This is a genomic window from Streptomyces sp. NPDC096152 (assembly GCF_044763235.1).
Lineage (GTDB): Bacteria > Actinomycetota > Actinomycetes > Streptomycetales > Streptomycetaceae > Streptomyces.
Map to the genome: position 1 here is coordinate 64,656 of NZ_JBIWFW010000006.1, position 18,739 is coordinate 83,394.

Below are 18,739 nucleotides of genomic sequence, written 5' to 3' on the forward strand. Positions count from 1 at the left end.
GAAGAAGAGAATCACCCGGACGCCGGAGCATCTCGCGCGGGAAAGGGGTACTAGACGGCTCTACGTCCCGAAGTCCCCGGAAGGCCCTCCACGTGAACAACCTCGTACACAAAACCCTCGTCGTGCAGTTGCAGGCCGGTGCCGCGGACCGCTTCCCCGTGCTGGCCCACTTCAGCTACGAGGCCGACGACCCGTTCGCGGTGACGGTCGTCTTCAGCCACGACGGCCGGGTGCTCGCCAGGTGGAAGCTGGACCGGGAGATGCTCGGCGAGGGGCTGTCGCGCCCGGTGGGCGCCGGGGACGTGCGCTTCCGCCCGGTGTCGAACGGCCCGTGGCAGGAGCTGTGCATGGAGTTCTACGGCAGCCCCCACCCCGACGGGGGCCGGCACCACGCCACGGTGTTCGTGTGGGCGCCGGGCGTGGCCGCCTTCCTGCGGGAGACGCGCGAGATCGTGGCGCCGGGCGAGGAGCAGGTCCTCGTGGACGACTTCCTGGCCGAGGTCATCGCCGGGGGCTGAGCGCCCGGGGCGGCGGTTCCGCCCCGGGGCCCGTCCCCGGCCGAGGGGACGGCCGGCGGCTCGCCGCCCCCGGCGGCTCACCGTGAGGTGTGCTGATGGCGGGTCCACAGGGGCAGGGCGTACCAGCACAGCACGTACCAGGCCACCACGCCCGCGACCAGCCAGGGCACCCAGCCGTCGTGGGTCGCGACCCGCAGGATCAGGAACAGGGAGCTGGTCATCGTCGCGAGCAGCAGCACGAGGCCGACGAAGGTGAGCCGGGAGGCCCAGCGCACGGCCTCCGGCTTGACCCGGCGCCCCGCGACCAGGCGGTGCAGGGAGACCGGGCCGATGAGCGCTCCGGTCGCGCACGCGCCGAGAACCACGGTGACGATGTAGACGACCTGGTTGGCGTGGCTCAGCGTCTCGTACTTCGGCTGGAACACCACGGTGAGCAGGAAGCCGAACAGGATCTGCACCCCGGTCTGGGCGACCCGGACCTCCTGGATGAGTTCACCCCACTTCCGGTCCGCCCTCTCCTCCTCCGTCTCGTCGCGCCCGCGCCGCTTCTCCGCGCCGTCCCCGGTGTCCGTCACGTCGTCTCCCCTTTCCCGTGACCGTGTGTCGTCCTCACCCCAGATTCCCCGGCGGGCGGGAATCCTGCCTGGTCGACCGCCGGTTTGGGTGATCGGCCGACGGTTACCCGGGCGAGACGGACCGGAAGTCGAGGCGAGGAGGTTCCGGCAGATGTCCGGCACACAGCTGACGGTGACGTTCAGCGGCGGCCAGGTCGCCGACGACCGGGCGGTCGTCGAGGCGCTGGAGAGGGACTTCGGGGCGCCGGACGAGCGCCCCACCGACGAGAACGCGACCGTGCGCACGGCGACCTTCTCCGGCGTCACCGCAGGGCAGGCCGCCGGGGGCACGGCCGGGCGGGAGCCCGGCGGCACGGGGGGCGGCGGCCACCTGTCGGCGCCCGTCACCGTGACCCTCCAGGGCACCCCGGGGGCCGTACGGAAGGCGAGCGACCTGCTCGCCCACGCCTTCACGGCCCATGACGAGGGCGCCGCCGCCGGCGACCAGGAGCAGGAACGGCAGCTGCGCCTGGAGCCGTGACGGGAACGCCGTCCGCCAGGAGGGCCCGCCGGTCTACCAGCGGGCCTCGACCTGGTCCTTGACGCGCCGGTCGTAGAGGTCCTCGATCGCCGCGAGGGTCGCCTCGGACAGCGGGGGCAGCTTGGCGGCGGCCGCGTTGGCGCGCGCCTGCTCCGGCGAGCGGGCGCCCGGGATCACGGTCGTGACGCCCGCCTGCTGCACGATCCAGCGCAGCGCGAGCTGGGCCGGGGTGTACCCCTCGGGGGCGAGTGAGGCGAACTCGGCCGCGGCCTCCACGCCGGTGGCGAAGTCGACACCGGAGAAGGTCTCGCCCTGGTCGAAGGCCTCCCCGCGCCGGTTGAAGGTGCGGTGGTCGTCGTCGGCGAAGACGGTGTCCTTGGTGTACCTGCCCGACAGCAGGCCCGAGGCGAGCGGGACCCGGGCGATGACGCCGACGCCCGCCTCCCGCGCGGCCGGGAGCACCTCGCGCAGCGGCTTCATGCGGAACGGGTTCAGGATGATCTGCACGCTCGCCACGTTCGGCCGGGCGATCGCCGTGAGCGCCTCGGCGCAGGTCTCCACGCTCACGCCGTACGCGGCGACGCGCTCCTCGTCCACGAGGGTGTCCAGGGCGTCGAACACGGCGTCCGTGGAGTACACGGGGGTCGGCGGGCAGTGCAGCTGCACCAGGTCGATGCGGTCGACGCCGAGGTTGCGCCGGGAGCGGTCGTTCCAGGCGCGGAAGTTGTCCAGGACGTAGTTCTCCGGGATCTGGTCGACGCGGCGGCCCATCTTGGTCGCGACCAGGACGTGCAGATCCGGCCGGGAGCTGAGGAAGGAGGCGATGGCCGACTCGCTGCGCCCGTCTCCGTAGACGTCGGCGGTGTCGAAGAAGGTCACGCCCGCCTCGGCCGCCGCCTCCAGCACGGCCTCCTTGTCCGCCACGTCGCCCCAGTCGGCGCCCAGTTGCCAGGTGCCCAGGCCGATCACCGACGCGTGCTGGCCCGACCTGCCGAATCCACGTTCTTCCATGCCGGTCAGTCTGTCACCCCCCGGGGTGTCCGGGGGTGAGGTGGATCTGCACCGTGGGCGCGTACCTCTCGACCAGGTCGTCGATCGCGCTGTGGCGCAGCCCCGGGCCGCGCGCGATGCCGTACATCACGCCCAGTCCGAGCAGTGCGGCGACGGCGAGTTCGGCGCTCAGGCCCGCGTCGGGGCCGGTGAGGCGCTCGGCGAGGCGTTCGGTCACCTGGGTGCGGAAGTTGGCGCGCAGGACGTCGCCGTGCGCGCCGTGCAGGGGCGCGAAGACGATCCGCAGGACGGGGTCGGCGCCCCGCTCGCGCTGGCTCTCCAGGACGTGGCGGACCATGTGCCGGCCGAGGACGTCGAGCGGTGCGTCCAGCAGCGCGGCGGAGTCGTCCTCGAAGGACATGACCCGGGCGAAGAGGGCGTCCTTGGAGCCGAAGTACTTCAGGACCAGGGGCGGGCTGACCCCGGCGCGTTCGGCGACGGCCTTGAGCGTGATGTGGCCGTGCGCCTGGCGGGCCAGGAAGTGGCGGGCCGCCTTGAGGATGGCCGCCTTGGTCGCCTCGGCGTCACGGCGGGCGGGGGCGGGTGGGGATGCCGGGGTGCCCGGTGGGACGGTCATGGCGCTCACGCTCCCTCCAGGGCCTCGTCGCGGGCGCCCGGGGTGCGCCCGCGGGACCGGCGGATTCCGCCGGGGGCGCGGTCGCCGGGGATGGACAGGGCGGCGGCGCAGGCGGCCAGGGCGACCGCGCCCGCCATCGCGAACGCCAGCAGATAGCCGTGCAGCGTGGCCACCTGGACACCGCCCACCGGGCTGCTGTGGTGCACGAGCACGGCGGCGACGGCGGCGCTGGAGGTGGCCTGGCCGATGGTGCGCATGAGCACGTTGACGCCGTTGGCGGAGGCGGTCTGCCCGGCGGGGACGGCGCGCAGGATCAGTGTGGGCAGCGCCGAGTAGGCGAGCGTGGTCCCGGTCGCCACCACCGTGGCGCCCAGAATGATCATCCACAGGTCGCGGCTGTCGGCGATGCGCACCGCGTAGCCGCCGGCGATGACCGCGGCCCCCAGAGCGAGGGTGATCCGCGGCCCGCGGGTGGCCGAGATACGGGCCGAGAGGGGCGAGAACAGCAGCATGGTGATACCGCCGGGCAGCAGGCACAGGCCGGTGGCGACGATCGACAGCCCGAGCCCGTACCCGGTGGCCTTCGGCGCCTGCACCAGTTGCGCGGTCACCAGCGAGTTGGCGTAGAAGGCGAAACCGGTCAGCAGGGCGGCCACGTGGGAGAGTCCGACGCGCGGACGCGACGCCAGCCGCAGGTCGACCAGCGGCCGTGCGGCGCGCAGCTGCTGCCGGCACCACAGGACCAGGACGGCGGCGGCGCCGAGGAACAGGCCGACGACCCGGGGGGTACCCCAGCCCCACTGACCGCCCTGGGACACCCCGAGCAGCAGGCACACCAGACCGGCGGCCAGCCCCAGCGCGCCGAGCACGTCGAACCGGCCCGGCTCCCGCACGGGCGACTCCCGCACCGCCCACCACACCGCCGAGACGCCCAGGGCGCCGAGGGCACTGGTGAGCCAGAACATGGTGTGCCAGTCGGCGTACTGCACGACCAGCGCCGCGAGCGGCAGGCCGAGGGCCGCGCCGATGCCGACGGTGGAGCTCATCAGCGCGACCGCGGAGCCCCGCCGCTCGGGCGGCAGTTCGTCGCGCAGGATGCTGATGGACAGCGGGACGACGGCGGCCGCGGCGCCCTGCAGGGCGCGGGCCGCGATGAGCACCCGGATGTCGGAGGACAGCGCGCACAGCACCGAGCCCGCGGTCATCAGGGCGAGGGCCGCGGTCAGCACCCGCCGCTTGCCGTACATGTCGCCGGCGCGGCCGAGCACCGGGGTGAGGACGGCGCCCGACAGCAGGGTGGCGGTGACCGTCCAGGAGACCGCGCCCGGCGAGGCGCCGGTCAGCCGCGGCAGGTCCGGCAGCAGCGGTACGACCACCGTCTGCATGACCGCCATGAGGATGCCGCCGAACGCCAGCACCGGGACGGTCAGCCGGTCCCGCGGACGCGTGCCGCCGACGGGCCCTCCGGCCGGGGCGGGTATCGGGGCGGGCTGCTCCATCGGCACTCCAGCGGACGGCGGGAAAAGGTGGTGAATGGCAATTCACCTTACCGGGTGAATTGCCATTCACCTACCCGACCGAGTGCCGCTGCCCGCGCGCGCCCCGCCGCCGACGCAGGCGCCCTTCACACGCACACCCCTGGAAAGTGACCGAGAGTGGTCGCATGGCCTCGCGGGGCAGCAGGCTCCTCATGGCGCGCCCGCACCCCGCGAATCACGTCAGTTTCCGCGCGTGAGCGGCGCCACTGCGGGCGCGGCGCCCGGCGAAAGAACGCACGGAACTCCCGCGGGAGGAGGAGAAGTTCCTCCCGCGGGGCTCCTCGGGCACCTCCGACAGCAAGATCATCTTTGTTCAATTCCGCACTTCTTGTTGGCGATTGTCCGGATCGGAGCCAACCGCTTCCCGGCGATTTCCGCCGCTCTCGGGCGGACCGGTAGTCATGCGGGGACCCCACCCGAACACACCCAGGAGGTCCCGTATGCCCGAACTCAGTCGTCGCCGCGCGCTCACCGTCACGGCCGGTCTCGCCGCGGCCGCCGGCGCCGGGGCGGTCACCGCGTTCCCCGCGTCCGCCGCCGGCCGCCCCGGCCGGCCGCGCCTCGCCGGGCACTCCGGCCACGGCACGTACGACGCGTTCGGGGCGCACGACGCGCACGACGGTCACCACGACAGCTCATTCGAGCCGTTCGACGAGGTCTACCAGGGCCGCCGCATACAGGGCCGGCCGGCGAGCGGGGGCGGCCACGGGGAGGGCCACCACCACAGCACGGGCTACGCCGTGTTCGTCGACGGGGCGGAGCTGCACGTGATGCGGAACGCGGACGGCAGCTGGATCAGCGTGGTCTCCCACTACGACCCGGTCCCGACCCCGCGGGCCGCCGCCCGGGCCGCGGTCGACGAACTGCGCGGCGCGCGCCTAGTCCCGTTCCCCGCCAACTGACCGCCCCCGCACCGCATCCGGAGTACCGCGCACATGACCGTACGGAAGAACCAGGCCACCCTGACCGCCGACGAGAAGCGGCGCTTCGTCGCCGCCGTCCTGGAACTGAAGCGCAGCGGCCGCTACGACACCTTCGTCACCACGCACAACGCCTTCATCATGGGCGACACCGACAACGGCGAGCGGACGGGCCACCGTTCGCCGTCCTTCCTCCCCTGGCACCGCAGATTCCTGCTGGAGTTCGAGCAGGCCCTGCAGTCGGTGGACGCCTCGGTCGCGCTGCCGTACTGGGACTGGAGCACCGACCGGACGGCCCGTGCCTCGCTGTGGGCGCCCGACTTCCTCGGCGGCACCGGGCGGAGCCTGGACGGGCGGGTGATGGACGGGCCGTTCGCCGCGTCCGCCGGGAACTGGTCCATCGGCGTGCGCGTCGACAGCCGTCAGTATCTGCGCCGTTCGCTCGGCACCGGCGTCCGTGAGCTGCCCACCCGGGCGGAGGTCGAGTCGGTGCTCGCGATGGCGACGTACGACACGGCGCCCTGGAACAGCGCCTCGGACGGCTTCCGCAACCATCTGGAGGGCTGGCGCGGTGTCAACCTGCACAACAGGGTGCACGTCTGGGTCGGCGGCCAGATGGCCACCGGGGTCTCCCCCAACGACCCGGTGTTCTGGCTGCACCACGCCTACGTCGACAAGCTGTGGGCCGAGTGGCGGCGCCGGCACCCGGACTCCGGCTACCTGCCGGCCGCCGGCACCCCGGACGTGGTGGACCTGCACGAGCCGATGCGGCCGTGGAACGACGTGACCCCGGCGGACCTCCTCGACCACACCGCGCACTACACGTTCGACACCGACTGATCCGGCCGGTTTGTCTCGCCTGCCGGGCGGTACTCGATCCCGGCCCAACCGAAGCACACGAAGGAGGAACGGACCCGTGTCGCAGGTCGAGGAATCCATCGAGGTCGGCGTGCCCGTGCACACCGCGTACAACCAGTGGACGCAGTTCGAGAGCTTCCCCGAGTTCATGAGCGGGGTGGACCGGATCGAACAGCGCACCGACACACTGACGCACTGGGTGACCAGCGTGAACGGGGTGCACCGGGAGTTCGACGCGGAGATCACCGAGCAGATCCCGGACGAGCGGGTCGCCTGGACGACCGTCGGCGGCGAGACGCGGCAGGCGGGTGTGGTCACCTTCCACCGGCTCGACGACGGTCACACCAAGGTCATGCTGCAGATGCAGTTCCAGCCCGAAGGCGTCGCCGAGACCCTCGGCGACAAGATGGGGCTGGTCAAGCGGCAGGCCAAGGGCGACCTGGAGCGCTTCAAGACGTTCATCGAGAAGCGCGGCACGGAGAGCGGCGGGTGGCGCGGCGCGGTGATCTGACCCGCCGCCCGCCCGGAGCGTCCGCTACCCGGCGGCCGCCGTGCGGCACTCCGGGTGGCCCCAGCCCTGGTCGTTCTTGGCGATGGGCTCGCCGGCCGCGTAGGAGCGGCCGCACACGCAGCGGCCGGGGAACTTCGCCTTGATCGTGCGGGCGGACGAGCCGCCGCCGGGCCGCGCCGTCCTGGCCCCGCCGGAGCGGCGGCGCGTCCCCGCGGAGGCCGGGACGGCGGGTGCGGCCGGCGGCTCCGGCGAGCCGAGGCCGCTGCCCGCGGGCTGCTGCACGGTCGCCGCCTGGCTGGCGGCGCGGTCGGCGAAGTCGTTGAGCGGGTCGCCGTCGACCTGGTGGGCGGGGACGTAGCGGAAGTCGACCGAGCGGCCCTCGAGAAGTTCGTCGATCCGTACGACCAGCTCCTGGTTGGCGACCGGCTTGCCGGCGGCCGTCTTCCACCCGTTGCGCTTCCAGCCGGGCAGCCAGGTGGTGACGGCCTTCATCGCGTACTGCGAGTCCATCCGGACCTCGAGCGGTACGTCCGGGTCCGTCGCCGCCAGCAGCCGTTCCAGCGCGGTGAGTTCGGCGACGTTGTTGGTGGCGGTGCCGAGCGGTCCGGCCTCCCAGCGGGCCGGGCTCTCGGCGTCGTCCGAGACCACCCACGCCCAGCCGGCCGGGCCCGGATTTCCCTTCGAAGCCCCGTCGCACGCGGCCACCACACGTTCACCCATGGCCCCGATCATGCCACGGTCGGCCGGGTCCGCCCGCCGCGCTTCAGGAGACGTCCGTGACCTGCGGCATCTCCCCCCGCCTAGTGGTGATGTCGATCACCGAGAAGTTCGCGCCCTGCGGGTCGCCGAGCGCCGCGAACCGGCCGAACGGACTGTCCATCGGACCGAACCGCAGCACCCCGCCGAGCTTGGTGGCCCTGGCCACGGCGTCGTCGCAGTCGGCGACGGTGAAGTAGACGTTGATGTACGGCGGCACCTCGGGCGGGAAGTCCTCCGTCATCCGCATCCGGCCGAGCACCGTCTCGCCGCCGACGTTGAACATGCGGAAGTCGACCGCCTCGTCCTGGATCCGCTTGGCCGTGTAACCGAAGACGGCGGTAAGGAAGGCGTCCGCCTTCTCCGGCTCGCGGGTGAAGACCTCGGCCCAGCAGTAGGCACCGGGTACGGCGGTCGCCTCGAAGCCCTCGTGGCGGCCCGCCTGCCACACCCCGAACACCGCGCCGCTGGGCTCCCGGGCCAGGCACATGGTCCCGAGGTCGCCGACCCGCATCGGCTCCAGCAGCACCTCGCCGCCGTTGCCGCGGATGCGGGCGGCGGTGGCGGCCGCGTCCGGGGACGCGAAGTACAGGCACCACTGGGAGTGGCCCTCCTGGCCGGGCATCGGCGGTACGACGGCGGCCACCGCCCTGCCGTCCGCGTAGGCCTGGGTGTAGTCGCCGTACTGGGACGACGCCTCGCCGAAGGTCCAGCCGAGGACCTCGCCGTAGAAGCGCTTGGCCCCCTCCACGTCGCCGAACATCGCGTCGGCCCAGCAGGGGGTCCCCTCGGGTCGTACCGCCATGGCCGATGCCCCCTCTCCCGTTCCGGTGGCTTGTCCGCACCTTCACGCTAGCCACCGCCCGGTCGGCCCGCGCGCCGAACGCACGCCCCTGTTCCACACTGGAGGCCAAGACGGGGGCACTCGGACACGGACCGGTCGTGGACGGTCCGGCACGGTCGGAGACGGTCGGCCACAGGCGGCGCGGGCCGGCCCCGGGCGGACCGCCGCGGACGCGGGCCGCCACGGACCACCAGGGGCGAACAGGGCGACGGCCAGGGCGGCGGGACGGGGCGCGGTATGACGGACGGCACGATGCGGGCGTGGACGACGACCGGACCGCGGCCGGTGGAGGAGGACCCCCTCCGGCTGGTCGAGCGGCCGGTGCCGGTGCCCGGCGACGACGAACTGCTCGTCCACGTGCGCGCGTGCGGGGTGTGCCGCACCGACCTGCACGTCACCGAGGGCGACCTGCCGGTGCGCCGGCCCGGCGTCATCCCGGGGCACGAGGTCGTCGGCGTGGTCGCGGGAACGGGCGCGGCGGTGTCCGGCTTCCGGCCCGGCGACCGGGTGGGCGTGGCCTGGCTGCGCCGCACCGACGGCACCTGCGCCTACTGCGTACGCGGCGCGGAGAACCTGTGCCCGTCCTCGCGGTACACCGGCTGGGACGCCGACGGCGGCTACGCCGAGTACACGACCGTCCCGGCCGCGTTCGCCTACCGGCTCCCCGGCGAGGTGGACGACGTGGCGCTCGCGCCGCTGCTGTGCGCGGGCATCATCGGCTACCGCGCGCTGCGCCGGGCGTCCCTGCCGCCGGGCGGCCGGCTCGGCCTGTACGGGTTCGGGGGCAGCGCCCATCTGTGCGCCCAGGTGGCGCTCGCCGAGGGGGCCACCGTGCACGTGCTGACCCGGGGCGCCGCCGCGCGGCGCCTCGCCCTCGAACTCGGCGCCGCCTCGGCCGGGGACGCGTACGCGCGGCCGCCGGAGCCCCTGGACAGCGCCATCCTGTTCGCCCCCGTGGGCGACCTGGTCCCCGTCGCGCTCCGGGCCCTGGACCGCGGCGGGGTGCTGGCGGTGGCCGGGATCCATCTGAGCGACACTCCGCCGCTGCACTACGAGAGCGAGCTGTTCTACGAGAAGGAGCTGCGCAGCGTCACCTCGAACACGCGCGGCGACGGGCGCGACTTCCTCACGCTGGCCGCCCGGCACGGCGTACGCGCCACCACGCACCCCTATCCGCTCTCCCGGGCTCCGCAGGCACTGAAGGACCTCAAGGCGGGGCGCTTCGACGGGGCCGCGGTCCTGGTGAACGACTTCTCCTGAGCCGGGGCGGCGGCCGGCGGACGGTGGTCGGTACGGACGGCGGTCAGCACACGGCAGACGGCACACGGCACACGGCACACGGCGCCGGGGGTTCCGTCGCCGGATCCCGTCACCCGGCCCCGTCACCCGGCTCGGCGCACCTGAGGTCCGGGACCCGGTGGCGCAGATAGTCGACGAAGCCGGGGCTGAAGTCGTCGCACACGAAGGCGCCGGACCGCAGATAGGGCCGGTGCCTGCGGACGAGGGCGTCGATCGCCCGTTGCCAGTCCGGCTGCTCCCCCACCAGGGCACGCAGCGTCTGCGCCGTGTTCAGGGCGTGCGCCGCGAACCATGCGTACCGGGCGTCGACCGTCCGCTCGTCGCCGGGCGAGGCCAGCTCGGGATGGGCCACGGCCAGGTCGAGGTGGTGCTGGAGGATGCCCAGCGCCGCGAGCTGGAGCTGGGCCCGCGCGGCGCTCAGTTGCGCCTGCGCGCTGCGGCGGTAGGTCCACACGGCCAGGACCACCGAGGCCACCGTCGCCGCGGCCAGGACGATGAACGCGATCTGCGTGACGACGACGGCCATCGGCGTCCCCTCCTGCGGAGCGGGCCTGCGGCGGCCCGCCCGGGGCGCCGGCGAGGTGCGGGCGGGCGGACGGGCCGAGGTGCTCGGCCGGACCGGGAGGTCGGGCCGATCGCCCGCCGCTCACCGGTCCACGGTCGCGTCCGTCGCCTGGATCTTGCCCCTCCAGCGTAGGTGCGGGTGCGCGGCGCGGCGAGCCGACGCCGGCGGTGCCCCACCCCCGGTCGGGGAGGGGCACCGCCGGTTTCCTCCGCGAGGAGGCGTGGTCCGCGCGGGCCGCGGCGTGTCAGTCGCAGGGGGTGGCGGAGCGCACCGCGTCGATGATGGCCGGCCCGGAGAGGCTCTCCCACATGATGGCCGTCACCTTGGAGCAGAACACGTAGGAATGGTTGCCCTCGATCTTGAGCGGGCCCGCGTACTGGGTGAAGAGGCCCTGGTCGACCTTGCACAGGCTGGCGTCGGTCCGGTTGGGGCACAGCTTGAGCTTCATCTTCATGCCGCCCGGCATGTTGTTCTCGAAGACGGCGCAGGCACCGGAGAACCCCTGGCTGTTGCTCTTGGTGTAGGTGAACAGGGTGCCGTACCGGCGGGAGTCGGGAAGGCGCTCGGCGTTGTCGAGCTTGTAGCCGGAGCCGCACAGGGTGGCGGTCGCCCGGACGGCGGCCGTCCTGCGGGCGGCCAGGGCCTTCGTCCCGGCGGACGCGCCGGGAGCGAACTGCACGGTGGTGCCGGGCACGCGGGCCCCGTCGGCGGTGGGTGTGGCGGCGACGGCCGCCGGGCTCGCGAAGGCGGTGGCGGTCAGTGCGGCGCCGACGGCGAGGGTGCGTATGAGCGCACGGGACATGGTTGGTTCCCCCTTGCGGTGATACGAAATTCCGCGCAGGCATGTGCAGTTGCACAGCGGCGGATGAATGGTCGGGGCAACGCTACCCCGTCGCGCAACCCGGCCCCGACCGATCAAGTGTGCACTGTGTCACGTGTGTTGACGGTGTGAAGGGTGACACATGGCACGGTCCGTGAAGGGCTGATAAGTTCCTGGTGACCACCACAACCGAACATCGGTTCTCAACGCGCGCTTTTCACGGGGGATCGCTGCGCTATGCCCGACAACGTCTTTCCCGCCGCCCCGGCACCCGCCGCACCCGTCACGCCCCGCGTGACCGTGCCGCGCCGCGCCGCCGCCGGTGACCATTCCGCCCGCAGGGGCCTTGCCGTCGTCTTTGCGGGCTGCTTCACGTTCGCACCGCGAGCGACGACGGCGACGGCCGTGCCCCAGCCACGACTCTGACCTTCCACCGGTCTCGCGGACCGGGCCCCGCCGCACCGCGCACGGGGACCCGCCGCACCGCGGACCGGGTCCGCCGCGTGCGCGGATACCGGCAGGGGCGGCTCGGCCCTCTCCTCCCCTCGCAACGGTTCCGCGTGCCGACACCGCTTCCCTGGCGGTGAGTTCCCTCATGCTCCGCTCCCGCCGCCGGCCTCACCTCTCCACGCCGGTGGTGGCGTGCGGCCGCGTTCCCCGACACCGGGAACGCCCGACTCTCAGAAAAGAGACACCACTTGATACGCAACGCCGTGCTTCGGCGTGCGCGGATACCGGTGACGGCAGCCCTGACCATGGCTCTGTCCGCCGGTGTCGCCACGACCCAGGCATACGCTGCGGCCGCTCCGCGCTCGGCAGCCTCCGGATGGTCGGCGGCCACCGCCCGCGACCCGGGCGTCAAGCCCGGCGACCAGCCCTACGCCGTGCCCGCGGACCGGCGTTCCGCCGTCCTCGGCAGCACCTACGGGAAGTCGACCGACCGTGCCTTCACGACCTCCGGCGACGGAACGGGCTTCCACGTCCTGATCGCGGACGAGAAGGACGGATACGCCTGGAAGACCGCCGCGACGCTGTCGGAACCCGGCTTCGACACCGACGCGTGGATCGGCAACGCCTGCCTGACCGGGTCCGGCAGGTACGCGGCCGTCGCCTACGCGCCGCGCACCTTCACCAACCGGTCCGAGCTGATGACGCGCGGGGCGTTCACCGCCGTCGTCGACCTGACCGACGGACATGTCACCAAGCTGCCGTTCCAGGCCACACTGGGCTACTTCTCCCCCGGCTGCGGCACGGGCGAGCGGGCCGTGTTCACCGCGCTGACCGACGACCGGTCGGCGCGGAACCAGACCCGCCTGGTCACGGTCGACGCCCGGACGGGCGAGGCCGGGAGCCGGCAGACGGTCACCGGGCAGGTCACCTCGGCGGTGCCCACCGGCCAGGGCATCGTCGCCGCCGCCGGGAACCACATCGTGACCGTCAAGGGCGGCAAGGTCCGCGCGGTCGCGACGACGAACTCGTGGCCGTTCCAGCTCAAGGCCGACGCCGGCGGCGGTGTCACGTTCATCGACGCGTCCCCCCGGACGCCGAAGGGGAACGGCGCCGTGCGCGGCGGGAACTCGGCCACGGTCTCCCGCGTCAGTGCCGCTCAGATCAGGAAGGCCGACGGCAGGAGCAGGCCGGCCGGGCTGGCCCGGGGGCGGCTCAGCGAGTTCGACCTCACCGCCACCCCGTCGGGCCAGGTCTACGTGACCGGCCGGGCGGCCTCCACCTCCCCCGCGGCCGCCGGTGTGCTGCGCAATCCCGGCGGGATCGACAAGGACGCCCGGGTCTCCAGCCGGGGCCAGGCCGTCGTCACCTCCCGCTGGGCGGACGGCAGGGCCTCCCGGATCCGCCCGGAGGAGGCCCTGGACGCCCGCACGGTCCGTACGACACTGAGGACGCTGGACACCCGCAGGACGGTCGTCCTGGACGCCCCGCCGGAGTGGGACCACATCGGCGGGCAGAAGGAGATCGTCCAGGGGACGCAGACGAGTCCGGTCCTGCTCGCCCGGGGCGCCCGGGGCGGGGGCCGGTCCGGGGCGGCGGCGAACGACACGGTCGAGGCCGACCGCTCCTGCGCGGTCCCGCGCAACGACCCCAGGAAGCAGGCGTTCCAGCCCACCCCGCGGCAGATCGAGTGGGCCGTCGACCAGACCGTCGTCGGGAAGCTCGACAAGGGAGCCACGCGGCCGGCGAACTGGAAGAACACCGGGATGGCCGCCTACGCGCCGCAGAAACTGTTCCCGCTGACACCGCTGGCGGGCGGCTCCGGAGCCGACTGGCACGTACCCGCGCAGGTGATGCTCGGTATCACCGCGCAGGAGTCGAACATGTGGCAGGCCGCCAAGATCGCGGTGCCGGGTGTGACGGCGAACTCGCTGATCGGCAACTTCTACGGCGTCAAGTACGCCGCCAGCGGCCAGCAGCAGGACCCCTGGGCGGTCAACTTCGCCCAGGCGGACTGCGGTTACGGCGTCACCCAGGTCACCGACGGCATGCGGATGCCCGGCAAGGAGAAGGACGGCGAGAAGCCCAAGACGACGGTGCAGCAGGAGGCCGTCGCCCTGGACTACGCCGCGAACATCGCGGCCGGCGTCAACATCCTCATCGGGAAGTGGAACGACACCCGCAAGGACGGCCTGACCGTCAACGACGGCAGTCCCAAGTACATCGAGAACTGGTTCTACGCCCTGTGGGCGTACAACGCCGGGTACTACCCCAAGTCGAAGCCGGTGAGCGGCAGGTGGGGCGTGGGCTGGACGAACAACCCGGCCAATCCGCTGTGGAAGGAGAACCGCACCCCGTTCCTGGAGAACTCCGAGGGCAAGGACGACTACAGCCACGCCGCGCACCCGCAGGACTGGCCGTACGAGGAGAAGGTGATCGGCTGGGCCGCACGCCCGATCTCCGCCATGTTCAAGCCGGGCGACATGCAGGCGGGTTACCGGCCGGCCTGGTGGAGCAGCCCCGACGCCCGCACCTCGGCCAAGCCGCCGATCTTCACCTTCTGCGGCCCGCAGAACGACTGCGTGCCGTCGAAGATCGGTGAGGGCGCCTCCAACGACGACGGCAAGGGCCCGTGCGCACTGCCAGGCGACCCGCACAGCGACAACCCGCTGTATCTGAAGTGCTGGTGGAACCAGCCGGTCAGCTGGAAGAACTGCACCACCGAGGCCCGGTGCGGCAACCCCATCCACCGGTTCGACGACACCTATCCCGAGCAGCCCGACGAGAACTCCTACCCGCCGCGCTGCCACACCGGCCTCCCGTCCGGGTCCCTGGTGGTGGACGACCTGCCCGACGGCACCGTTCCGGCGGGAACCTCGGGACGTACCTGCACCGTGAGTTCGAAGGGGTCCTTCCAGTTCACCTTCGCCGGCGAGGGCGGGAAGTACCCGTCCAAGATCGACCTGCACCAGATCGGCGCGGGCAACGACAACCACTTCTGGCTGGGTCACACCCGCTGGCTCGCGACCGCGGACGGCAAGCGGCTGCAGATCTCCGGCAAGTGGACGCTGAACGGCTCCCAGCGCGGCTGGATGCGCGTCTTCGTGCACATGCCGGACCACGGCGCCCACACCCGGCAGGCGGCCTACAAGATCGGCGGCACCGAGTTCCCCACCCCGCCGGTCCGGGTGCAGCCGCAGCGGATCCGCCAGAACAAGTGGGTGGACCTGGGCGTCTTCGACTTCACCGGCACGCCGACGGTGACGCTCGACACCGACACCGACGACGGCACCGGTGACGAGGACATCGCCTGGGACTCGGTGGGCTTCCAGCCGCTGCCGGGCAAGCCGAAGGACTTCGTCGTCGCCATGGGCGACTCCTACTCCTCCGGCGAGGGCGCCTCCGAGGGCAACCGGGACTACTACCCGGAGACCAACTACCTCGACGAGCAGAACCGCCGGACCCGCGACGCCTGCCACCGCTCCACCCAGGCGTGGTCGCGCCAGGCGACGATCCCGGGCCGGGCGAAGTCCATCGGCGCCCTGGCCGACGACTACGGCTCCGCCATGGACTACCACCTGATCGCCTGCTCGGGCGCGCGCACCTACAACATGGTGCACGCCGGTGAAGTGCAGTCCAACGGCGGTGAGAAGCCGCAGATCGACAAGGGCTTCCTGGACAAGAACACCACGCTGGTCACCCTGTCCATCGGCGGCAACGACGCCCGCTTCGCCGACGTCATCCAGAAGTGCCTGGTGGCCGTCGACGGCGGCAACTGCAAGGACAGGACGTTCGGCGAGGACGACGTCGACCAGTCCGTCGGCGGCCGCGACCGCAAGTTCATCGGGCAGCCGCTGGAGAAGGCCGCGGTCGGCATCATCGACGAGATCGTCCGGCCGGACATCGTCAAGGTCCTGACGGAGATCCACGACCGGGCCCCGAACGCGAAGATCGCGCTCATGGGCTACCCGCCGCTGATCGAGAACCGGGGCGAGTGCCTGAGCATCACGGTCCCCGGTGTCGGCCAGATCGGTCTGTCCGCATCCTCCTCGGACTGGCTCAACAGCGTGGCCGACACGCTGGCGGGCGCGATGCAGCAGGCCGCGGACGACGCCAGGGCCAAGGGGATCCAGGTCTGGTTCTCCAACCCGAAGCAGAACTTCGCCGGCAAGGCCGTCTGCGGCGACCCGGAGTCCGTCCACGGCATCGTCAAGACGCTCGTGGACTCCGACGAGCCGAAGACCGACTACCCGTTCCTGCGGGAGTACGGCCTGTCGGCCCAGTCGTTCCACCCGAAGATCGGCGGCGCCCGCCTCTACGCCGACTCCCTGGAACGCACGTTCACCGGCATGGGGCTGTGACCTCTGCCGCACGCCAGGGGCCCGGCAGCCGCCGGGCCCCTCTCACCCGAAACGGAGAAACACCTTGAGGAAGCTCCCGCACGCCGTGGCCACCGGTGGCGCCGCCGCCGTCGCCCTCGTCGCCCTGGCGGCCGCGCCGGCCTCGGCCGCCACCGCGGACTCCCAGTTCGACGTGATCTTCCCCGGCAAGAAGCCGCAGACCACGTACTACGTCCAGAACACCGCCGGCAACTCCGGGAGCATGACCGGGAAGTCCGTGATGCACTGGCAGATCGTCGACGACCAGGTCGTCGACAACTCCAGGCGGTTCACCAGCTTCAAGATCACCACCCGGATCGAGGAGCGCCTGACCAGGGCCGGCGAGGACCATGTCGTGACGTCCCGCACGTGCGACTGGACCAAGCTGGTCAACGACAACTACTCGTGGAACCTGCTGGAGGACGCCAACACCTGCGCCGCGCCGCCCACCGTCTACGACGGTGAGGTGTGGTGGTCCACGGACTCGACGATCGTCTACGACGTCGAGGGCGACGGCCGGGGACCGATCACCAAGGAGCTCACCGGTTCGCCGCTGATCCACGGCTGAGTCCACACGGGTGCCCGGGTTCTGAGGACGTTCGCTCAGGACCCGGGCCTGTTCTCGGGAGAAGCTCGTTCCATGACCGACCCCGCACCCCAGTGGCCCACGGACCACCCCCGCTTCCACGGGCCGAACGTCCCACCCCCGCACCGGCCCGCGCGCACCTGGCTGCATCCGGTCGGCGACGTCGCGCTGGCCGTCGGCCTGCTGGTCGTGGACGGCGTCGCGGCGCTCGCCGCCTTCCTGCTCGGCATCGACTTCCACGGATGGAAGCCGTTCGACCCGGGCGCGGACAACTCCGCCGTCGTCCTCCGTCCCGACTGGCTGTACGTGGGCATCGCCGGCGGTGTCGTCCTGCTCACCGCACCGCTGCTGTACCGGCTCCGGGCCCTCGTCACCACCTGCGTGCAGGTGCTGGCCGGGCTGATCGTGGTGGGTCTCGCGGTGGCCGGGGCGCAGTACGACCAGCACCGTGCCACCGGCTCGGCTCCCTCCGTCCCGTACGCACCCTCCGCCCCGTACGATCCGGGTGCGGCACAGGCCCCGGGCGCGGCGCCGTACGGCCGATGACGTCGGCCGGCCCATCCCCCGGGGTGGGCCGGCCGACGCCGCTACTCGCCCGCGTACGCCTTCCTCAGCGCGACGATGTCGAGCTTGCCCATCGCGAGCATCGCCCGGGTGGTGCGGGCCGCCCTCTCCTGGTCGGGGTCGCCGATCATGTCGATGAGCCCGTCCGGGACGACCTGCCAGGACACGCCGAACCGGTCCTTGAGCCAGCCGCACGGGCCGGGCTCGCCGCCGTTCTCGGTCAGCTTGTTCCAGTAGTGGTCGACCTCCTCCTGGTCCTCGCAGTGGATCTGGAAGGAGATCGCCTCGTTGAACGTGAACTGCGGGCCGCCGTTCAGCGCGACGAACTTCTGGCCGTTGGCCGTGAAGTCGACGGCGATGACGGTGCCGGCGGGGCCCGGGCCGGCCTCGGTGTAGCGGCCGATCCGGCCGATGCCGGAGTCCTTGAAGATCGAGACGTAGTAGTGCGCGGCCTCCTCGGCCTGGCCGTCGAACCAGAGACAGGTGGTGAACCCTTCGGTCGCCATCGAATCCTCCCGGAGCGTGGAAAGCGGTCACCTGTACCGACCGATCCTCGCCCCGGAACTCATCGGCCGGGCGCCGGAACACGGTGATCCGGCCGACGCCTTCCGCGTGGTGCTGCCGGGGATGCCGCCCGGGAGGGTGCGGACGGGGGCGGCCGCGCCCGCGCTCCGCCCGTGGCGGATCTGCCACGGGCAGAGCCGCCGCATGCGGGCAACTCCTTCGGCCAACAGTGGAGTCGACGGCATCCGCAGCACCACGAGGAGACCCGATGACTCCACTCAGCACGCTCTCGCCCCGCGCCGAGGACGGCGCCACCCCACTCAGCCGCTTCGACGACCATCTCGCCGCGCACCTGCTCGCCCAGCGCATCGTCCTCCTCGGCACCCAGGTGGACGAGGTGTCGGCGAACCGCGTGTGCGCGCAGCTGCTCCTGCTGTCCGCGGAGGACCCGCACGCCGACATCGCCCTGTACATCAACAGCCCGGGCGGCTCCGTCACCGCGGGGCTCGCCGTCTACGACACCATGCGGCTGGTCCCGAACGACGTCTGCACCCTCGCGATGGGCTTCGCCGCCAGCATGGGCCAGTTCCTGCTCACGGTGGGTACGCCGGGCAAGCGGTTCGCGCTGCCCCACGCGCGGGTCATGATGCACCAGCCGTCGGCCGGGATCGGCGGCACCACCGCCGACATCGAGATCCAGGCGGAGAACCTGGAGCACACCAAGCGGACCATCGAGCGGATCACCGCCGAGCACACCGGGCAGAGCGCGGAGACGATCGCGCGGGACGGCGACCGGGACCGCTGGTTCACGGCCGAGCAGGCCAGGGAGTACGGGCTGGTGGACCGGGTCGTGGAGTCGCTCGCCGACATCCGCCCGGCCACCCCGCGCCGACGGACGGGGCTGTGAC

The 18,739-nt window shown here is 72.5% G+C and carries 19 protein-coding genes; 10 read left to right on the plus strand and 9 right to left on the minus strand.

Annotated elements, in window-relative coordinates:
• The first annotated feature begins 92 nt into the window (after positions 1 to 92).
• The gene (locus tag ACIQ9G_RS20830; protein ID WP_403611470.1) at positions 93 to 518 is read left to right on the plus strand and encodes an SsgA family sporulation/cell division regulator; all 426 of its coding nucleotides are present in this window, start codon (positions 93 to 95) and stop codon (positions 516 to 518) included.
• 77 nt (positions 519 to 595) lie between these two features.
• On the opposite strand, the gene ACIQ9G_RS20835 is transcribed toward ACIQ9G_RS20830, so the two are convergent.
• On the minus strand, positions 596 to 1,093 hold the full coding sequence (locus ACIQ9G_RS20835; protein ID WP_403611473.1) for a DUF6328 family protein: 498 nt from the start codon (positions 1,091 to 1,093) through the stop codon (positions 596 to 598).
• 151 nt (positions 1,094 to 1,244) lie between these two features.
• On the opposite strand from ACIQ9G_RS20835, the gene ACIQ9G_RS20840 reads away from it, so the two are divergent.
• Positions 1,245 to 1,613: a hypothetical protein gene (locus ACIQ9G_RS20840; protein WP_403611475.1), complete on the plus strand. Its 369-nt coding sequence runs from the start codon at positions 1,245 to 1,247 to the stop codon at positions 1,611 to 1,613.
• Positions 1,614 to 1,646: 33 nt separating this feature from the next.
• Here ACIQ9G_RS20840 and ACIQ9G_RS20845 read toward each other — a convergent pair whose 3' ends face one another.
• Genes ACIQ9G_RS20845 through ACIQ9G_RS20855 form a run of 3 tightly spaced genes read right to left on the minus strand, consistent with a single transcriptional unit; the run spans position 1,647 to position 4,739 of the window.
• Positions 1,647 to 2,624, minus strand: coding sequence for an aldo/keto reductase (locus ACIQ9G_RS20845; RefSeq protein ID WP_403611478.1), 978 nt, complete (start codon positions 2,622 to 2,624; stop codon positions 1,647 to 1,649).
• Positions 2,625 to 2,637: 13 nt separating this feature from the next.
• Positions 2,638 to 3,240 carry a TetR family transcriptional regulator gene (locus ACIQ9G_RS20850; protein ID WP_403611481.1) on the minus strand — a complete coding sequence of 201 codons (603 nt, stop codon included), beginning with the start codon at positions 3,238 to 3,240 and terminating at the stop codon, positions 2,638 to 2,640.
• 5 nt (positions 3,241 to 3,245) lie between these two features.
• Positions 3,246 to 4,739, minus strand: coding sequence for an MFS transporter (locus ACIQ9G_RS20855; RefSeq protein ID WP_403611484.1), 1,494 nt, complete (start codon positions 4,737 to 4,739; stop codon positions 3,246 to 3,248).
• Positions 4,740 to 5,218: 479 nt separating this feature from the next.
• Here ACIQ9G_RS20855 and ACIQ9G_RS20860 point away from each other — a divergent pair, with 479 nt between their 5' ends.
• From ACIQ9G_RS20860 to ACIQ9G_RS20870, 3 genes are all read left to right on the plus strand, one after another.
• Positions 5,219 to 5,680, plus strand: a complete 462-nt coding sequence (locus tag ACIQ9G_RS20860; RefSeq protein WP_403611487.1) for a tyrosinase cofactor — start codon at positions 5,219 to 5,221, stop codon at positions 5,678 to 5,680.
• Between the two features lie 33 nt (positions 5,681 to 5,713).
• Entirely contained in the window at positions 5,714 to 6,538 is an 825-nt protein-coding gene (locus ACIQ9G_RS20865; RefSeq protein ID WP_403611490.1) for a tyrosinase family protein, read from the plus strand.
• Positions 6,539 to 6,614: 76 nt separating this feature from the next.
• Positions 6,615 to 7,067: an SRPBCC family protein gene (locus ACIQ9G_RS20870; RefSeq protein ID WP_403611493.1), complete on the plus strand. Its 453-nt coding sequence runs from the start codon at positions 6,615 to 6,617 to the stop codon at positions 7,065 to 7,067.
• Positions 7,068 to 7,091: 24 nt separating this feature from the next.
• Here ACIQ9G_RS20870 and ACIQ9G_RS20875 read toward each other — a convergent pair whose 3' ends face one another.
• Both ACIQ9G_RS20875 and ACIQ9G_RS20880 read right to left on the minus strand, forming a co-directional pair.
• On the minus strand, positions 7,092 to 7,799 hold the full coding sequence (locus tag ACIQ9G_RS20875) for a ribonuclease H (protein ID WP_403611495.1): 708 nt from the start codon (positions 7,797 to 7,799) through the stop codon (positions 7,092 to 7,094).
• A 31-nt stretch (positions 7,800 to 7,830) separates the two neighbouring features.
• Positions 7,831 to 8,628 carry a VOC family protein gene (locus ACIQ9G_RS20880; protein WP_403611498.1) on the minus strand — a complete coding sequence of 266 codons (798 nt, stop codon included), beginning with the start codon at positions 8,626 to 8,628 and terminating at the stop codon, positions 7,831 to 7,833.
• Between the two features lie 291 nt (positions 8,629 to 8,919).
• Here ACIQ9G_RS20880 and ACIQ9G_RS20885 point away from each other — a divergent pair, with 291 nt between their 5' ends.
• Positions 8,920 to 9,927, plus strand: coding sequence for a zinc-binding alcohol dehydrogenase family protein (locus tag ACIQ9G_RS20885; RefSeq protein ID WP_403612617.1), 1,008 nt, complete (start codon positions 8,920 to 8,922; stop codon positions 9,925 to 9,927).
• A 109-nt stretch (positions 9,928 to 10,036) separates the two neighbouring features.
• Here the strand turns inward: ACIQ9G_RS20885 and ACIQ9G_RS20890 are convergent, their stop codons facing one another.
• Together ACIQ9G_RS20890 and ACIQ9G_RS20895 are read right to left on the minus strand one after the other, a co-directional pair.
• Complete coding sequence (locus ACIQ9G_RS20890; protein ID WP_403611500.1) at positions 10,037 to 10,492, minus strand: hypothetical protein; 456 nt, start codon at positions 10,490 to 10,492, stop codon at positions 10,037 to 10,039.
• Positions 10,493 to 10,775: 283 nt separating this feature from the next.
• A complete protein-coding gene (locus ACIQ9G_RS20895) occupies positions 10,776 to 11,333 on the minus strand; it encodes a hypothetical protein (protein WP_392195732.1) in 558 nt (185 codons plus the stop codon).
• Positions 11,334 to 12,088: 755 nt separating this feature from the next.
• Between ACIQ9G_RS20895 and ACIQ9G_RS20900 the strand changes: the two genes are divergently transcribed.
• From ACIQ9G_RS20900 to ACIQ9G_RS20910, 3 genes are all read left to right on the plus strand, one after another.
• Complete coding sequence (locus ACIQ9G_RS20900) at positions 12,089 to 16,159, plus strand: SGNH/GDSL hydrolase family protein (protein WP_403611502.1); 4,071 nt, start codon at positions 12,089 to 12,091, stop codon at positions 16,157 to 16,159.
• 64 nt (positions 16,160 to 16,223) lie between these two features.
• Complete coding sequence (locus ACIQ9G_RS20905) at positions 16,224 to 16,745, plus strand: hypothetical protein (RefSeq protein WP_403611504.1); 522 nt, start codon at positions 16,224 to 16,226, stop codon at positions 16,743 to 16,745.
• 72 nt (positions 16,746 to 16,817) lie between these two features.
• Positions 16,818 to 17,309: a DUF6234 family protein gene (locus ACIQ9G_RS20910; RefSeq protein WP_403611506.1), complete on the plus strand. Its 492-nt coding sequence runs from the start codon at positions 16,818 to 16,820 to the stop codon at positions 17,307 to 17,309.
• A 41-nt stretch (positions 17,310 to 17,350) separates the two neighbouring features.
• Here ACIQ9G_RS20910 and ACIQ9G_RS20915 read toward each other — a convergent pair whose 3' ends face one another.
• On the minus strand, positions 17,351 to 17,833 hold the full coding sequence (locus ACIQ9G_RS20915; RefSeq protein WP_403611508.1) for a VOC family protein: 483 nt from the start codon (positions 17,831 to 17,833) through the stop codon (positions 17,351 to 17,353).
• Between the two features lie 266 nt (positions 17,834 to 18,099).
• Here ACIQ9G_RS20915 and ACIQ9G_RS20920 point away from each other — a divergent pair, with 266 nt between their 5' ends.
• Complete coding sequence (locus tag ACIQ9G_RS20920) at positions 18,100 to 18,738, plus strand: ClpP family protease (protein WP_403611511.1); 639 nt, start codon at positions 18,100 to 18,102, stop codon at positions 18,736 to 18,738.
• Position 18,739: the final 1 nt, after the last annotated feature.

Coding starts and splice junctions, on each gene's coding strand:
- ACIQ9G_RS20840 (WP_403611475.1), top strand. CDS start 1,245: ATGTCCGGCACACAGCTGACGGTGACGTTCAGCGGCGGCCAGGTCGCC.
- ACIQ9G_RS20845 (WP_403611478.1), bottom strand. CDS start 2,624: ATGGAAGAACGTGGATTCGGCAGGTCGGGCCAGCACGCGTCGGTGATC.
- ACIQ9G_RS20850 (WP_403611481.1), bottom strand. CDS start 3,240: ATGACCGTCCCACCGGGCACCCCGGCATCCCCACCCGCCCCCGCCCGC.
- ACIQ9G_RS20855 (WP_403611484.1), bottom strand. CDS start 4,739: ATGGAGCAGCCCGCCCCGATACCCGCCCCGGCCGGAGGGCCCGTCGGC.
- ACIQ9G_RS20860 (WP_403611487.1), top strand. CDS start 5,219: ATGCCCGAACTCAGTCGTCGCCGCGCGCTCACCGTCACGGCCGGTCTC.
- ACIQ9G_RS20865 (WP_403611490.1), top strand. CDS start 5,714: ATGACCGTACGGAAGAACCAGGCCACCCTGACCGCCGACGAGAAGCGG.
- ACIQ9G_RS20875 (WP_403611495.1), bottom strand. CDS start 7,799: ATGATCGGGGCCATGGGTGAACGTGTGGTGGCCGCGTGCGACGGGGCT.
- ACIQ9G_RS20880 (WP_403611498.1), bottom strand. CDS start 8,628: ATGGCGGTACGACCCGAGGGGACCCCCTGCTGGGCCGACGCGATGTTC.
- ACIQ9G_RS20885 (WP_403612617.1), top strand. CDS start 8,920: ATGCGGGCGTGGACGACGACCGGACCGCGGCCGGTGGAGGAGGACCCC.
- ACIQ9G_RS20890 (WP_403611500.1), bottom strand. CDS start 10,492: ATGGCCGTCGTCGTCACGCAGATCGCGTTCATCGTCCTGGCCGCGGCG.
- ACIQ9G_RS20895 (WP_392195732.1), bottom strand. CDS start 11,333: ATGTCCCGTGCGCTCATACGCACCCTCGCCGTCGGCGCCGCACTGACC.
- ACIQ9G_RS20910 (WP_403611506.1), top strand. CDS start 16,818: ATGACCGACCCCGCACCCCAGTGGCCCACGGACCACCCCCGCTTCCAC.
- ACIQ9G_RS20915 (WP_403611508.1), bottom strand. CDS start 17,833: ATGGCGACCGAAGGGTTCACCACCTGTCTCTGGTTCGACGGCCAGGCC.
- ACIQ9G_RS20920 (WP_403611511.1), top strand. CDS start 18,100: ATGACTCCACTCAGCACGCTCTCGCCCCGCGCCGAGGACGGCGCCACC.